The sequence below is a fragment of the Streptosporangium nanhuense genome, assembly GCF_059358815.1.
In genome coordinates, this window is the sequence record NZ_JCADBG010000001.1 from 332,980 (window position 1) to 347,801 (window position 14,822).

Sequence of the window (14,822 nt, forward strand, 5' to 3'; positions counted from 1 at the left end):
ACACTCCATTAGATACCTAACTTAGGTATATAGTTACTCCTGGGCTCTCCGGGAGCGGGCACCTGCCGTGTCCCGGAAAAGCCTACCTAAGGTAGCTATCCATTATGGAGGAGAGGCGAATGATCACAACGCCGAAGGGCCGGGTGCTGGTCTCCGGGGCGAGCATCGCCGGTCCCGCGCTGGCCTACTGGCTGCACCGGTACGGCTTCGAGGTCACGGTCGTGGAGAAGGCGGGCGCGGTGCGCGGCGGTGGATATCCCATCGACGTCCGCGGCACCGCGCTCGAGGTCGTCCGGCGGATGGGCCTGCTTCCCGCCCTGCGGGCGGCTCACGTCGACACCCGGCGGATCACCTTCCTCGACCCGGACGGCGGCGTGATCGCCGCCGTCGGGGCCCAGTCCGTGGCGGGCGGGGCCGAGGCCGGCGACCTGGAGGTGAGACGCGGTGACCTCACCGAGATCCTCTACGACACCGTCCGCGACGAGGTCGAGTTCCTGTTCGACGACACCATCACCGCCCTCGACGCCCGCGCGGACGGCGTCGACGTCACCTTCCGCGGCGGGGGACGGCGCACGTTCGACGTGGTCGTCGGTGCCGACGGTCTGCACTCGCACACCAGGGGCCTCGTCTTCGGCCCCGAGGAGCGGTTCCACCGGTATCTGGGGTACTGCTTCGCCGGCTTCACCATGAGCAACGACCTGGGGCTCACGCGCGAGGGCGTCATGTGGAACACCCCGGGCCGGTCGGCGGCCCTCTACGCCGTCGGCGACGGCGACACGGTGCACGGGTTCCTGAGCTTCAGCCGGCCGGAACCGCCGTTCGAGGCCTTCCGGGACCCCGACGCGCAACGCGATCTCGTCGCGTCGATCTTCGACGGCGGCGGGTGGGAGGTCCCGCGCCTGGTAGCGGCCATGCGTACGGCCGATGACCTCTTCTTCGACGTCGTCAGCCAGATCCGGATGCCCCGGTGGTCCGCCGGCCGGGTCGCCCTCGTCGGCGACGCCGCCCACGCCCCATCGTTCCTCACCGGGCAGGGGTCGAGCCTCGCCCTCGTCGGCGCCTACCTGCTCGCCGGGGAACTGGCCACGAACCGTGACCACGTGGCCGCGCTGAACGCCTACGAGCGGCGCGCCCGGCCGTTCGTCGAGATGAACCAGGCGCTCGTCACGGAGGGCGACGCCACCCTCTTCCCCGGCACCGACGAGGCCCTGGCGCGACGCGACCGTATGCTGCGCGGCCTGACCGTCATGCCCGCCGGGGAGGGCCGCCCCGCCCACTCGGCGCTCACCCTTCCGGACTTCGCCGCCTAGTGCCTCGTTCCCCCAAGCTCGGAAAGGAGCGAGGCGCTAGCCGATGACGTTGTCCACGTAGCACCAGCGCCAGTCCTCGCCCGGCTCGAACGAGGCGACGACCGGGTCGGAGGTCTGGTGGAAGTGGGCGGTGGCGTGCTTGCCGGGTGAGGAGTCGCAGCAGCCGATGTGCCCGCAGGACAGGCACCTGCGCAGGTGGACCCAGCGTCCGCCGTCCGCCAGGCACTCCTCGCACCCCTCGGGCGTGCGCGCCGGCGGGTCCTGGGCCTCCAGGATGTGTTCACAGGTCGTCATGGTCTCCCCCTTGTGTGACTACAGATGATCGTACGACCAGTGGGGAGTCCCGGTTCCGCCCCCTCCCCGCGTCCTGGTTCCGCGATCTTCCCGCGTCCCGGTTCCGCGGTCTCCCCGCGTCCCGGTTCCGCGCTCTGCCCGGCGTTCCGGCCCGCGAGCGGAACGGCGGGTAACGAGCCGGTACGGCGGCGCCTGCGGCGGCGGCCCGTTGGGTAGGGTCTGGGCATGCGACCCCTTCCGCGACGAATTCCCGTCCTCGCCGCCTCTGCGCTGGCCGCCGCCCTCATCACCACCGGCTGCTCCGAGATCCAGGAGGTGAGCCAGGGCATCGACAAGGCGCAGCAGTGCGTGCAGGCCGCGGGCATCGTCACCGAGACCGCCGCCAAGGTCTCCGGGCTGCTCGACGACCCCGCCGCGATGGAGAAGGCGCTGAACGACGGTGGCGCCAAGCTGGGCGACCTGGCCGACAAGGCGGCCAACACCTCGCTGAAGGAGGCCGCCGAGGGCGTCTCCGGCACCCTGGAGGGCTTCACCGTCACCGACGCCAACAGCGCCGTCGACGCCGCCCAGAAGGTGGCCGCCGACTCGGTGCAGTGGGTCCAGCAGCTGACCAACGCCTGCGGCTAGCCCCGCCCCACGGTGGCGGCCGGCGCGCCGCCCCGCGAGATCGTCCGGGGGTGCCCGCGGGCACCTCCGGAAATCCCGGGTTCTCTAGGGGAAATGTGGTTGAAATACCGTTATTTCCATGAAGACCCAGGACAGTTCATGAACTCTCCGGACAACGAGCCCGACCCCCGGTTCACCCTTGCGAACGAACGCACCTACCTGACCTGGTTGAGCACGTCGCTCGCGCTGAGCGCGGGCGGCGTGGCCATGGCCGCCGTCTCCGCCGACGTCTTCGTCCCCTGGATGCGCACCGTGCTCGCGGTGGTCCTGGTGTCGCTGTCGGCCCTGGCGGCCGCGATGGCCTACCCCCGCTGGCGCCGTGTCCAGCGCGCCCTGCGCAGCTCCGCCCCGCTCCCGCCCCCCGCCCTCGCGCCCCTGTTCGGGTACGGCGTGGCGGCGGTCGCCGTGCTCGCCCTGATCCTCATCCTGCTGTCCCGGTGAGCGCGCGGTGAACAGGCTGTGGGACGCGGGCCTGCAGAGCGAGCGGACCCGCCTGGCCTGGGTCCGCACCACCGCCATGCTGGCCGTCACCAGCCTGGCCGGCGCGGGGGTGGCCCTGCGCGCCGGCACGCCCGCGGTGGCGATCATCCCCTTCGTCCCGGCCGTGTTCTGCGCCGTCCTGCTGCTGACCCACACGGGCATCCGCTACCGGCGCGCCCAGGAGGCCCTGCACGGGGAGCGTCCCCTCGACAACCGGGCCGACGCCCTCATCGCCTGGTTCGGTACCCTCGCCGCCGTGGCCGGAGCCATCGCCTTCGTTCTGGGAAGGTTCGGAAGGTAAAAAAATGCGGCAAGATATCGCAGCATGTCACGCTTCGATGATCTGCCCGGCTACGCGGCGTCGATCGCCTCACTGATCGACGCGGTCAACCTCGGCGTTCACATCGCGAGCAGGCCACTCAGCCGGGAGCTCACCGAGCGGTCCGGCCTCCAGACGGACCTGCTGGCCGATCTCCGATTCGTGCTCCCCGCCAGGCCGCTCACCGCCGAGGGACTGACCGCCCTCTACCGCTACAACCCCTTCAACCGGTCGGAGATCGACGTACAGATCACCCAGGGCACCCTCGTCGCCGCCGCCGACGGCACGCTGCGCGCCACCGCGACCGCCCTGTCCTTCATCGCCTCCCTGTACGAGGCGCACGCGGCGGTGACCGGCGAGCTGTGGGCGGCCCAGGCCGACCGGCTGCCCGAGCTGGCGGACCTCGCGGGCAGGCTCCTGGAGGCCGGTGCCGCCACCGGCGGCGCGGCCTTCGCCCAGGCCTCACCGCCCCACGAGCCGGCGGGCACCCCGCCGGGCGTGCTGCTGTTCAACCGGCTGGCCGTGCTGCGCTACCACCGCGCCGACGCGCACGCCGACGCCTGGAGAGGGGAGGGCCTCACCGCGGCGCAGATCATCGCCCTGCCCCCGGGGCCCGCCCGCGACCGGATCGAGGCCGAGACGAACCGCCGCGCCGCGCGGCCGTACGAGAGCCTGACCACCCGTGACCGCCAGGCCCTCCTGCTGGGCCTGAGCGCCCTCGACCTGCCCTGAGGTCCCGAGCCTGAGAGGCTTTGAGAATCCCGCGTCTTGACGGAACCCACCGGGAGGCGGTGCCGCCGGCCGCCGCGGTCGACCTCCCTTGAACCGGCGCGATCACCGCACGCCGGGACACCGGTTCCGTGTCACGTTTTTTCCTTCTCACCGCTGTCACCCCCGGTCAACGGACGGCGGGCCACAGCCGTACCGTCTTGTCGGAGCCGGCGGTGGCGAGGGTCGCGCCGTCGGGACTGAACGCGATGTCGTTGACGCGATCGGTGTGGCCGGCCAGATCGGCGATGGGCCTGCCGGTGGCCAGGTTCCACAGCCTGATGGAATCGGCGGTGGCGTAGGCGTATGCCTTGCCGTCCGGGCTGAACACCACCCCGGAGGGGAGGCTGGCGGTCATCAGCCCGGAGGCGACGTTCCACACCTGTAACGAGTCTTCGCCACTGTTGCTGATGGCAAGAGTCGTGTCGTCGAGGAACGCCAGGGGGTGGCCCGTGCCGAGGGTGGCAGTGATCTTGCCCGTGGTCACGTCCCACAGCCGCACCCGATTGTCGGTGTACGGACTACTGGTGGCCAACGTCGTGCCGTCGGGATCGAACCGCACCGCCCAGCCCGTAGTGAGGGTGAACGTGGCCTTTCTGGTGGCCACGTCCCACAGCCGTACCGTCTTGTCGACGGCACCGGAGGCGAGGGTCTTCCCGTCGGGACCGAACGCCATTGTCTGGACTCCGTTGGTATGGCCGACCAGGGTGGCGACGGACCTGCCGGTGGCCACATCCCACAGCTGCACCGGGTTGTCGAAACCGTCGACGCAGGCGCAGGTGGCGGCGGTGGCGAGAATCGTGCCGTCCGGGTTGAACGCCATCAAGGCCGCGCCCTGATGGCGGCGAGGCAGGGACGCTCGGGTCTTCCTGGTGGCCACGTCCCACAGCCGTACCTTGCCGTCCCCCTTGAGGATGGCGAGGGTCCTGCCGTCGGGGCTGAACGCCGCGTCGCCGACGCCGGTGAGTGTCGCGATGAATTTCTTGGTGGCGGGCTCCCAGAGCCGCCACGCCCGCTTGGCGGTCCCGGTGTCGCCGACGGTGGCCAGGATCGTGCCGTCGGGGCTGAACTCGACCCGGTCCACCTCGCCGGAATAGCCGTCCAAGACGGTCGAAGCGGTGACGACGGTGGCGGCGGACCCGCTTCCGCTCGACGTGCGCGTCGTGTTTCGCAGGTAGGACACCGCCCCGACGACGATCGCCACCACCACGACGACCGCTACGACGGCGAGGACTCTGGCGCGACCGGTGTTGAGCGGCAGCCGTGACCGGAGGACCGGCGCCGAGCCGGATCCCGGGGGCGGCTCGCTTCCGGCCACGGTGTCTCTGGCCGCGGTGCCTGCGGTCGCCGTGTCTTTGGCCGCCGTGTCTCTGGCCACCGTGTCTTTGGCCGCCGTGTCTCTGGCCGCGGTGTCTGCGGCCGCCGTGTCTCCGGTCGCCGGTGGCGAGGTCCTCGGATCGGCATCCACGTCGACGACGGGGGCGTCAGCGGTGGAGACGTGACCCGAGGGCGGGGGGCTCGTGGGGGCGGTCACCGGGTCGGGGCCGGTGGGAGCCGGCCGGTCGGGCTCGGTGGGACGGGCGGCGGGCGGCGGGGTGGCCGGCTCCGGCGTGTCGAGTGCTCGGCCGGGTGGTCGGGACGGTGAGGGGAAAAGGGATTCCAGGCGTGCGGTGGCGGTGGCCGACACCTGTTTGCTGTCGTCGTCGGTGAGGCGGTGGATTTCTTCGCGTACGTGGCCGCGGACGGTGCTGTTGCCGATTCGGTGCAGGTGGGCGAGCCCGTCCAGGGCGGCGAGCCGGTCGGTGGCGATCGGGCTGCCGATCGCGTTGCGCAGGTAGGCCGGCAGCGTCCAGTTGATGTTCTGGGCGATGACGGTGCGGCCTTCGACGTTGTCCTGTTTCTTGGGCCGCTGCTGCGGCATCTCCTCCACGACCCGGTCGTGGACGTAGGAGTACAACTCGTCGACGGTGATGTCGCCGTCGCCGTCCAGGTCGGCACTGCCGTCGCGCAGGCCGTCCACCAGGTAGCGGGTGAACACGGATTGAACGGCCTGGCCGTGTGCCCGGTCTCCTTCGAAGGAGTACTGGGTGGCATCGGAGGCGGTCAGTACGGTGCGGCCGCGGCCCTGGAAACGTTCGAGGGCGTTGACCGCGGTGTCGGCCTTGGCGATCCGGCCCGCGGGGAACGCTCCGCTGTAGCAGCAGTCGAGGATGAGTACTTTCTGCCGCGAGCGGCAGCCCTCCATCGCCTGATCGATCTGCTCGGCGGACAGCCCGGTGAACAGCAGGCTGTCGCGGCGGGTGTTGGTCATCGCCAGATACAACCGGCCATCGTCGTCCTTGAGGCCGTGGCCGGTGAAGTACAGCAGGGTCAGGTCCTCCCGGCGCGGATTGCGATAGAAGTCGCCGATGGCCTCACCGACCCGGTGGTGCGGTTCGTTGATCAAGGTGGTGACCTCGAACCCGGCGATCTCCGGGTCCCGCAGTACCGCCGCCAGGGCCTCCGCGTCATGCGCAGGGGAGGCCAGTTGCCGCAGACCGGTGTCCTGGTACCGGTAGGTGGCGATGAGCAGAGCCAGCCGGTGGCCCATCGCTATCCGCCGGAATGACGCCGGACATAGGCGTCCAGGAGTTCCTGCCGCTGCTTCGCCGAGGCTCGGTCCAGCTCGATGGTGTCGCCGTCGATCGTCACCGAGATCCGGTGCCGGCCCGACTGCCGGTCCAGCCAGTCCCGCAACGTGCCGATCAGCGTCGTGAACACCCCACCCGAAGCGCTGAACGCCACGACCAGCGCCGCCAGCGTGACAGGATCGGCGCCCTTCGCCCCTTCGGGAACCGATCCGGCCGCCACCGGCGCGACGGAGACGAGATCGAGTTCGGTGAGCTCGCCGCGTAACCGGCGGATCAGCGCCTCACCCCGCTCCGGGTCCAGTTCCGGATCCACATGAACGACCAGAGACAGGCTTACCAGGCCGTCGGCGTCCGCGTTTCCGTCGTTCATCCGATCACCCACGGCCACCACACTCTCGCTCAGGCGGCCCGCCTCGAAAGCGTTCGATCAGCCGGTCCCATCACCTGATGGAAACCGATAACGCCGCCCTCGGATCATTTCAGGAAACGGCCTTTCCGTGAAGCAATTCGGTTCCATAAGCATCTCGGTGACCCGTCGAAGGTGATTGTGATCGCCACTGAATCACTTCACGAAAGACAATCGGCGCGCCCGTTTCGCCACGTCCACCGACAGTCTCACCGTGTGGATCGAGCGGTACCCGGATCGGACGGTCGCGGGGCCGGTTCGGCGGAGGTGGAAAGCGAGATCGCCCAGCCATCAGGTGACCACGTGATCGTGCCCCTGATGCTCGGGGGCGGCGTCGCGGGCCGGGAGTCGGCGCCCGGGGCCCTGGGGCCCCGGGCGCCGGGAGAGTGTTCCCTTCCCCTGGTCACTCTCCGCGGGTCAGTACCAGTTGCTCGCCTGGAAATGACCCCACGCGCCGCACGGTGACCCGTAGCGGCTCTTGATGTAGCGCAGACCCCAGTGGATCTGCGTGCTCGGGTTGTAACGCCAGTCCCTGCCACTGCCGCCCATCTTCGAGCCGGGCAGCGCCTGCGGGATGCCGTACGCACCCGATGAGCGGTTGTACGCACGGTGGTTCCAGTTGCTCTCCCTGGTCCAGAGACTGTCCAGGCAGCGGAACTGGCTGTGCGGCCACGCTCGGCGGGACACGAGACGATAGGCGATCGTCTTGTTCCTGCCCTTGGCGGTCCTCGCGACCGCTTTCACCCTCGGCTTCACCTGGGTGGCCCAGGTGAGGCGGTACACCGTCCTCGCCGTCCCTTTCCTGGACGTCTCGGAGGTGCTTTCAGCCTGTCCCACCGTCGGTGGACCGACCATCGCCGAGGCGGTGAGCACGGTCACGACGGTGTTGCGCAGAACGCGGTAGCTGTTCACATGGATCCTTGTCCTCGGGCCGCGTGCGGAAGGCGCGGGAGGGCACGTGGTGCTCTCCGGCGTCCGACGATCCGGCGTCCGTGGCTCGGACGGGGAACGTCCGCGTGGTCTCTCCGGCCTGTTTCCGGCATGAGACGCCGCGGCGATCTCTCTAGGCGGCTTTCTAGTACGCGAGAGCGCGCCGGACGGCGGATCGGACACGCGAAGGAAAGGTGTTTGCCCGATCTTCGGGATCTACGGGTGGTTCGGGGAGAGGGCGGTTACGACCGGCGAATCACCCATGCCGGGAGACGGTGTGAAAATCACCCTGCCATGGGGTTTCAGTTCACCGTTCCCCGATCAGTACCAGCCCCGCGTCGTGAAGTGCGTCCACGCCCGGCACGGTGTGCCGTAGCGGCTCTTGATGTAGCCGAGTCCCCACCGGATCTGCGTCCTGGGGTTGGTGCGCCAGTCACGCCCGGCGCTGGCCATCTTGCCGCCGGGCAGCGCCTGCGGGATGCCGTACGCGCCCGACGAGCGGTTGTGGGCGCGGTGGTTCCAGTTGCTCTCCCTGGTCCAGAGCCTGCTGAGGCAGTTGAACTGGGCGCTGTTCCAGCCGTGCGCGGACACCATCGGCCTGGCGACGGCCTGGTTGCCCGGTCTTGCCGAGGACGCCTGGGCGACCGTGGTGGTGGTGCCGAGGACGAGCACCGAGGTGATCGCCAGCACACCGGTACGGCGGAGCGTCGACATGGGACTCCCTTGTGCTTCGGTGACGGGGGACGGCCGACACGATGCCGGGCGATCCGGCGCCGGGCGAGTCGACAGCGCCTGTCAGGGGTCCTGTCAAAGATCGGTAAGGGAATGATCAGAGCATTGGTGAGGCGGGCTCCGTCTCATCTGTGGGCTCAGTCACATTTCACTTCTTGGACGGCATAACTCTCAAATGTGACAAGGGGATTAGGGTGCGGCTCATGGGAATCCGTGATATCTCGCTCCACGCCCTTTCCGGCGCGCCCACCACCCTGGCCGAGCTCGCCGGGGACAGGGCCGTCCTGATCGTCAACGTCGCCTCCAGGTGCGGCCTCACCCCCCAGTACGCGGGGCTCGTGGACCTCCAGCGGACCTACGGCGACCGGGGCTTCACCGTCGTCGGCGTGCCGTGCAACCAGTTCTTCGGCCAGGAGCCGGGCACCGCCGAGGAGATCCAGGAGTTCTGCTCCACCACCTACGGCGTCGACTTCCCGCTGCTCGCCAAGGCCGAGGTCAACGGCGACGACAGGCACCCCCTCTACGACGTGCTGACCGCCACCCCCGACGCGGGGGGCGAGGCCGGTGACGTCAAGTGGAACTTCGAGAAGTTCCTCGTCTCGAAGGACGGGGAGGTGCTGGCCAGGTTCCGGCCGACCGTCCAGCCCGACGACCCCGCCCTCATCGCGGCGATCGAGAAGTCCCTCTAGCCGCGCAGCTGCCCCTGACGATCAGCTCGGTGGGCAGCAGCACGCCCCGAGGCCTCCTGGTGCCGCCGCGCAGCACCAGCTCGGCGGCGCGGTAGCCGATGTCCCTGGCCGGCTGGGCGATCACCGTCAGCGGCGGCGAGCACAGCTCGGCCCAGGGCACGTCGTCGAACATGATCATGGACAGGTCCCTGGGGATGCGCAGGTCCAGCTCCCGCGCCGCCAGCACGGCCGCCTCGCCCAGCAGGTTGCCCCCGGCCAGCACCGCGGTCAGGTCGGGCCGGTGCTGGAAGAGCCCGGCCGCGGCGGCGTACGCGGAGTCGCGGCTGCCCCGGGCGACGACGATCAGCTCCTCGTCGACGAGGGGCCCCAGCGCCTGCCTGAAGACCGACAGGCGCTGCGCCTGCCCCGGGCCGCCCAGATAGGCGATGCGCCGGTGTCCCAGCCCCGTCAGGTAGTCGACCGCGGTCCTGACCCCCGCGCGGTCGTCGGCCACCACCGCCGGGATGTCGTCGCGCCCGGCCGCGACCCGGTGCGCGAACACCGTGACCACCCCGGCCCGCAGGGTCGGCGCCCAGCTGTCGCCGTCGCCCGACGGGACCGCGATCACCCGGTCGACGCCCTGCTCCAGCAGCGTGCCGATCAGCTCGGCCTCGCTCTCGGGGTCGTCGCCGGTCGCGCCCACGATCACCGGCTCGCCCGCCGAGCGCGCGCAGGCGAGCACGCCGTCGGCCACCCGGCCGTAGAAGGTGTCGGTGATGTCGGGCAGCAGCAGCCCGATCCCGCCCGAGCGCCGCTGGCGCAGGTTGCGCCCGAGCGCGCTGGGCCGGTAGTCGAGCTGGGCGGCGACGGTCAGCACCCGCTCCCTGGTCTCCGGGCTGGCCGACCCTCCCGACAGAACCCGGGACACCGTGGCGACCCCCACCCCGGCCGCCCCGGCGACATCCTTGATCGTCGTACGACGCATGTTCATGGAAACGATTCCATCATGGTTTCCGCGCCGGATCCAGTGCGAAGCGGCGACAACCGCCCTGCTGACAGGCCAGAATCGGGAAGACTCTTGACACTGATGTCCGTTTCCGATGAGATGCATGAAAACGTATCCAATATCGGGTGAACGCGGGGTTGGCCCGAGGCGACAAGGACTTCAATGGCATCCATTGTTCTCAGCAAAGTCGACAAGATCTACGCGGGCGGCGTCAAAGCCGTGAACGGCCTCGACCTTGAGATCAAGGACGGGGAGTTCATGGTGCTGGTCGGGCCGTCCGGATGTGGCAAGTCCACCGCCCTGCGGATGATCGCCGGGCTTGAGGACATCAGCGGCGGCGAGATCTCCATCGGCGACCGGGTGGTCAACCACCTGCCCCCGAAGGACCGCGACATCGCCATGGTCTTCCAGAACTACGCGCTCTACCCGCACATGACCGTCGAGGAGAACCTCGCCTTCGGTCTGAAGCTCCGCAAGATGCCCAAGGCGGAGATCGCCAAGCGCGTCGGCGAGGCGGCCAAGATGCTCGGCCTCGACCAGTACCTCAAGCGCAAGCCCGCCGCCCTCTCCGGTGGCCAGCGCCAGCGTGTCGCGATGGGCCGCGCGATCGTGCGTGAGCCGCAGGCCTTCCTCATGGACGAGCCGCTGTCCAACCTGGACGCCAAGCTCCGCGTCTCCATGCGGGCCTCCCTCAACACCCTGCACGAGCGCCTGGGCGTGACGACCGTCTACGTCACCCACGACCAGGTCGAGGCCATGACCCTCGGCGACCGCGTCTGCGTGCTGCGCGACGGCCTGCTCCAGCAGGTCGACACCCCGCAGAACCTCTTCGACAAGCCGGTCAACCTGTTCGTCGCCGGCTTCATGGGCTCCCCGTCGATGAACTTCGTCAACGCCGAGCTGGTGCGCGGTGAGGGCGGCGCGGCCGTCGCGTTCGCGGGCTTCAAGCTCCCGGTGCCGGCCGAGACCCTCGCCGAGAAGCGCGGCCTCGACCAGTACTTCGGCAAAAAGATCATCCTGGGCATCCGCCCCTCCGACTTCGACGACTCGATCGCCGCCAACGGCTCCTCCTCGGGCTGGGTCCGCCTGCCGGTCCGCGCCGAGGTCACCGAGGAGCTGGGCTCCGAGATCAACGTGCTGTTCCTGATCGACGCCCCGCCGGTCCAGCACCAGGACACCGTGGCCGCCGCCGCCGACGACGGCGAGGAGGACGCGACGCTGCCGCTGGTGGGCGACAAGTCGCTGTGGACCGCCCGCGTCAACTCCCGCAGCCACGTCCGTCCCGGCCAGAACATCGAGCTGATCGTCGACACCCACAACCTGCACTTCTTCGACCCGGTCTCGGGCCTGGCGATCGGTCACGAGGCCAACGCCCGCGTCTGATCCACCGCGGGCCGCGAGACGCGTCCCGACCATCACCGCAAGCCGAAAGGGCCCGCGCCACGACCCCCTCCCGTGGCGCGGGCCCTTCCGTCTTTCTCGTCTTCGCCGGCCGGTGTCCATCAGCCGGGGTCTCCCGCCGGTCTCTCTCCTGAGGCCCTTCTCCGGCGGTTCTTCGCTCAGCGGCGGCCGAGGCGGCGCGTGACCCGGCCGATCAGATGGAGGGGGAGCAGCCTGCCGACCCTGACGAGGGTCTTGTAGCGCAGGTCGGGGATGCTCACCCGCACGCCACGGGCGAGGTCGCGCATCGCCTCGCGGACGACGTTGTCCGCCGACAGCCAGAAGAACTCGGGGATGCCCGACTTGTCCATCGAGGCGCGCTCGTGGAACTCGGTGTGCACGAATCCCGGGCACAGGGCCATGATCCGCACGCGAGTCCCGGCCATCTCGACGGCCGTGGACTCGCTGAAGCTCACCACCCACGCCTTGGACGCGCTGTAGGAGCCCCGGGGGAAGAACGCCGCCACCGACGCGACATTGATCACCGCGCCCCGGTCACGGTCCCTCATCCCCGGCAGCGCGGCCAGCGTCAGCCGCAGCACCGCCTCGCAGTGCAGCTTGAGCATCCGCAGCTCCTCCTCGGCGGGCACGTCGAGGAAGTGACCCCGGTGGCCGAAGCCCGCGTTGTTGATCAGCAGGTCGACCCCCTCGCCGAGCCGCCGCTCCACCGCCTCCAGGCCCTCGTCGGTCACCAGGTCGGCGGTGAGCACCTCGCTGCTCACCCCGTACCGCAGGCGCAGTTCCTCGGCGACGGAGACGAGGCGCTTCTCGTCGCGGGCGACCAGGACGAGAGAGAACCCGTCGGCGGCCAGTCGGCGGGCGAAGGCGGCACCGATGCCGGCCGTCGCCCCCGTGATCAGTGCGGTTGGCATGCCTGCAGTCTAGGGACGACGTGGCCGGGTCGGGCACGCGCGACCAGGCAGAAAGGGCGTACGCCCTGGGAAAGAGGGCGTACGCGGCTGTCGGCCAATGGCGGCACCGGTGACCGGTGACCCACGACTCCGGCACTCGGGATGTCAGCCGGGAATTTTTCGCGTTGTGCCCCTGGTTGCTCCCTCCCCTCGCCATACGTGGAGCGGGGGAATCGGTGACGTGGGTGTTCACCTACAGCCAGGGGTGCTGTGCCCCCCGATAGGGCGCGGTCGACAGGGGGGACCGTCCGGGGAAGGACCGCCCTACCGGGGGAGTTCCAATGAGTGCGCCACGAGTTCCGGTCAGCGCGAACGAGCGGCTGCGTTCCAAGAGGGACGGACGGGGCCGAAGGGCTCAGCGAGGGAGCTGGCATCCAGCTCGCACCACACTGTCCGTCCTTGGTCGTGGGTATGGCTTCCCCAGTTGCCCTGTGACAGCTCATCAACGATCACCAGGCCACGCCCGAACTCGGCGTCGGCGTTCTCGCCTTCCGTGCGAGGCGCTTCGCGACACGGCGCGTCGAACGCGGATCCGTGATCGGTTATCTCTATTCGGAGGATCGGACCTTCTCCGAACAGGGCGAGTTTGATCGGCGCTCCGGCCCCGCCTCGATCCGAATGCTTGAAAGCATTGGTCACAAGCTCGGAGACGGCCAGTATGGCGTCATCTTTCATGGGATGGTCATGGCCGATAATGTCTCGAACCGCATATCTGGCCAAACCTGCAGATGCAGGAGTGCTTTCCAGGACGACTTCTCCTAGGAGTGTCCTTCTTTGATTGATATGTCCGGTATTCATTGGTTCCACCTCGCTCATCAAGAGTATTCGCCGGTGGTACACGATCTCCTTCTACCGGTGCGACAGGGCCTCGGTGTGGCACCATGTCTTTCGTCGGGCAGTTCTCAGAGTGCCTGTGACGAGCTGTTTTTTGTACGGAACCAGTAAGACACCTTAGGACAGATCAGTACCGACCCCCAGTGTTATGTGTGTGACCGTTGTGTGAACCCACCGCCTCCGGAGCCGTTATGCCCGCCCCCAAAGAGCTGGATCCAAACATTGGACCTTTGGCTTTATTCGGTTATGAACTGCGGAAGCACAGAGAGGCCGCTGGCTGGTCTCAAGATCAGCTGGCGGACAGAATTCAATTCAGCACGAGCATGGTCGGGCAAGTGGAGCGAGCGGTCAGACGGCCACCTCGTGTCTTCGTGGAAAGGTGTGAGACCGCACTCGGACTCAGCGGCGAACTGCTCACACATTGGCCGAACCTCACAAGGGAGACGTCCCCGCGATGGTTCCGCAGCTGGCTGGAGATCGAAGCGGAGGCGGAGGTCATCCGTGCTTGGGAACCGCTCGTGCTGCCGGGGCTTCTGCAGATCGAGGACTACGCGCGGGCAGTGATCCGGGGTAGGCCGGGAGCCACGGACGAACAGGTGGACGAGGCTCTAGGTGTCCGGATGGGCAGGAAGAAACTCTTCCAGCGCGCCAACCAGCCGATGTACTGGGTCGTGATCGACGAGAGCGTGCTGAGACGGCCCATCGGCGGCCCCGATGTGATGCGTCGGCAGCTCGCGTACCTTTTGGAAGTGATGGAGTCCCCACGCGTCAGCATCCAGGTCGTACCCTTCGATCTCGGGTCCACCACCGGCCTGCTCGGCGGGTTCGCCGTGGCCCAGAGCCGGGGGATGCCGGACACCGCTTACCTCGAATCGGCCGGCGTCGGGCACGTCACCGATCGCTCCGAAGAGGTTGAGGCGATTATCCTGAGATACGAGGTGATTCGAGGGGATGCGCACTCGCAACACGCCTCGATACAGCTCATACGAGAGATGATGGTGAAGGTATGGACGACCTGACCGCTGAACTGGAGACCGCCGCCTGGCGCAAGGCCACCAAGAGCGGATCGAACGATGGCAACTGCATCGAGGTCGCTCCGCTCTCCCGAGGCCGTGTAGCCATTCGTGACACCGAGGCTCCTGACCAGGCCCCCTACGTGGTTCGAGGCGAAGTCTGGGCGGCTTTCGTCGACGGCGCCAAGAAGGGCGAGTTCGACTTCTAGCCCTCTCCGAGCTGAAAAGCCCCCGGTCCCACAGCAGGGGGTCTTCTTGTTGGATCACACAACGTGTCTGTCGTATGGCAGACATGGCAGACGTCTGGCTTGTCTGCCCGCACCTAACGTCGGTGAAAGATCCGTTCACCGGCGCCTCAAGCATCGCCTTCCGAAGGGGCGCCGGGTGCGTATCGCTTGCGTAGACCTCGGCGATA

The 14,822-nt window shown here is 68.7% G+C and carries 17 protein-coding genes; 9 read left to right on the forward strand and 8 right to left on the reverse strand.

Annotation, left to right across the window (positions count from 1 at the left end; translation table 11 throughout):
- Nucleotides 1-119: 119 nt before the first annotated feature.
- On the forward strand, nt 120-1,310 hold the full coding sequence (locus AC5L38_RS01390; RefSeq protein ID WP_495240878.1) for an FAD-dependent monooxygenase: 1,191 nt from the start codon (nt 120-122) through the stop codon (nt 1,308-1,310).
- A gap of 36 nt (nt 1,311-1,346) precedes the next feature.
- On the opposite strand, the gene AC5L38_RS01395 is transcribed toward AC5L38_RS01390, so the two are convergent.
- The gene (locus tag AC5L38_RS01395) at nt 1,347-1,604 is read right to left on the reverse strand and encodes a ubiquitin carboxyl-terminal hydrolase 14 (protein WP_495240879.1); all 258 of its coding nucleotides are present in this window, start codon (nt 1,602-1,604) and stop codon (nt 1,347-1,349) included.
- 225 nt (nt 1,605-1,829) lie between these two features.
- Between AC5L38_RS01395 and AC5L38_RS01400 the strand changes: the two genes are divergently transcribed.
- The 4 genes from AC5L38_RS01400 to AC5L38_RS01415 all read left to right on the forward strand — a co-directional run bounded on the left by AC5L38_RS01400 (nt 1,830) and on the right by AC5L38_RS01415 (nt 3,801).
- Nucleotides 1,830-2,231 carry a DUF8711 family protein gene (locus tag AC5L38_RS01400; protein WP_495240880.1) on the forward strand — a complete coding sequence of 134 codons (402 nt, stop codon included), beginning with the start codon at nt 1,830-1,832 and terminating at the stop codon, nt 2,229-2,231.
- A gap of 138 nt (nt 2,232-2,369) precedes the next feature.
- Nucleotides 2,370-2,711, forward strand: coding sequence for a YidH family protein (locus AC5L38_RS01405; protein WP_495240881.1), 342 nt, complete (start codon nt 2,370-2,372; stop codon nt 2,709-2,711).
- A 7-nt stretch (nt 2,712-2,718) separates the two neighbouring features.
- A complete protein-coding gene (locus AC5L38_RS01410; RefSeq protein WP_495240882.1) occupies nt 2,719-3,051 on the forward strand; it encodes a DUF202 domain-containing protein in 333 nt (110 codons plus the stop codon).
- A gap of 24 nt (nt 3,052-3,075) precedes the next feature.
- On the forward strand, nt 3,076-3,801 hold the full coding sequence (locus AC5L38_RS01415; RefSeq protein ID WP_495240883.1) for a hypothetical protein: 726 nt from the start codon (nt 3,076-3,078) through the stop codon (nt 3,799-3,801).
- A 166-nt stretch (nt 3,802-3,967) separates the two neighbouring features.
- Here the strand turns inward: AC5L38_RS01415 and AC5L38_RS01420 are convergent, their stop codons facing one another.
- The 4 genes from AC5L38_RS01420 to AC5L38_RS01435 all read right to left on the reverse strand — a co-directional run bounded on the left by AC5L38_RS01420 (nt 3,968) and on the right by AC5L38_RS01435 (nt 8,517).
- Nucleotides 3,968-6,427, reverse strand: a complete 2,460-nt coding sequence (locus AC5L38_RS01420) for a caspase, EACC1-associated type (RefSeq protein WP_495240884.1) — start codon at nt 6,425-6,427, stop codon at nt 3,968-3,970.
- Between the two features lie 2 nt (nt 6,428-6,429).
- Nucleotides 6,430-6,849 (reverse strand): effector-associated constant component EACC1, encoded by a 420-nt coding sequence (locus AC5L38_RS01425; protein ID WP_495240885.1) that lies wholly within the window; start codon nt 6,847-6,849, stop codon nt 6,430-6,432.
- Nucleotides 6,850-7,290: 441 nt separating this feature from the next.
- The gene (locus AC5L38_RS01430) at nt 7,291-7,785 is read right to left on the reverse strand and encodes an aggregation-promoting factor C-terminal-like domain-containing protein (protein WP_495240886.1); all 495 of its coding nucleotides are present in this window, start codon (nt 7,783-7,785) and stop codon (nt 7,291-7,293) included.
- 339 nt (nt 7,786-8,124) lie between these two features.
- Nucleotides 8,125-8,517 carry an aggregation-promoting factor C-terminal-like domain-containing protein gene (locus AC5L38_RS01435; protein ID WP_495240887.1) on the reverse strand — a complete coding sequence of 131 codons (393 nt, stop codon included), beginning with the start codon at nt 8,515-8,517 and terminating at the stop codon, nt 8,125-8,127.
- A gap of 221 nt (nt 8,518-8,738) precedes the next feature.
- Here AC5L38_RS01435 and AC5L38_RS01440 point away from each other — a divergent pair, with 221 nt between their 5' ends.
- Nucleotides 8,739-9,224 (forward strand): glutathione peroxidase, encoded by a 486-nt coding sequence (locus tag AC5L38_RS01440; RefSeq protein WP_495240888.1) that lies wholly within the window; start codon nt 8,739-8,741, stop codon nt 9,222-9,224.
- On the opposite strand, the gene AC5L38_RS01445 is transcribed toward AC5L38_RS01440, so the two are convergent.
- Nucleotides 9,196-10,194 carry a LacI family DNA-binding transcriptional regulator gene (locus AC5L38_RS01445; RefSeq protein ID WP_495240889.1) on the reverse strand — a complete coding sequence of 333 codons (999 nt, stop codon included), beginning with the start codon at nt 10,192-10,194 and terminating at the stop codon, nt 9,196-9,198. The genes AC5L38_RS01440 and AC5L38_RS01445 overlap by 29 nt on opposite strands.
- A gap of 177 nt (nt 10,195-10,371) precedes the next feature.
- On the opposite strand from AC5L38_RS01445, the gene AC5L38_RS01450 reads away from it, so the two are divergent.
- Entirely contained in the window at nt 10,372-11,592 is a 1,221-nt protein-coding gene (locus tag AC5L38_RS01450; RefSeq protein WP_362867144.1) for an ABC transporter ATP-binding protein, read from the forward strand.
- 176 nt (nt 11,593-11,768) lie between these two features.
- Here the strand turns inward: AC5L38_RS01450 and AC5L38_RS01455 are convergent, their stop codons facing one another.
- A complete protein-coding gene (locus AC5L38_RS01455) occupies nt 11,769-12,521 on the reverse strand; it encodes an SDR family NAD(P)-dependent oxidoreductase (protein WP_495240890.1) in 753 nt (250 codons plus the stop codon).
- Between the two features lie 342 nt (nt 12,522-12,863).
- Nucleotides 12,864-13,376 (reverse strand): ATP-binding protein, encoded by a 513-nt coding sequence (locus AC5L38_RS01460; protein WP_495240891.1) that lies wholly within the window; start codon nt 13,374-13,376, stop codon nt 12,864-12,866.
- Between the two features lie 209 nt (nt 13,377-13,585).
- Here AC5L38_RS01460 and AC5L38_RS01465 point away from each other — a divergent pair, with 209 nt between their 5' ends.
- Both AC5L38_RS01465 and AC5L38_RS01470 read left to right on the forward strand, forming a co-directional pair.
- On the forward strand, nt 13,586-14,413 hold the full coding sequence (locus AC5L38_RS01465) for a helix-turn-helix domain-containing protein (protein WP_495240892.1): 828 nt from the start codon (nt 13,586-13,588) through the stop codon (nt 14,411-14,413).
- The gene (locus tag AC5L38_RS01470) at nt 14,401-14,616 is read left to right on the forward strand and encodes a DUF397 domain-containing protein (protein ID WP_495240893.1); all 216 of its coding nucleotides are present in this window, start codon (nt 14,401-14,403) and stop codon (nt 14,614-14,616) included. The genes AC5L38_RS01465 and AC5L38_RS01470 overlap by 13 nt, the downstream gene beginning before the upstream one ends.
- Nucleotides 14,617-14,822: the final 206 nt, after the last annotated feature.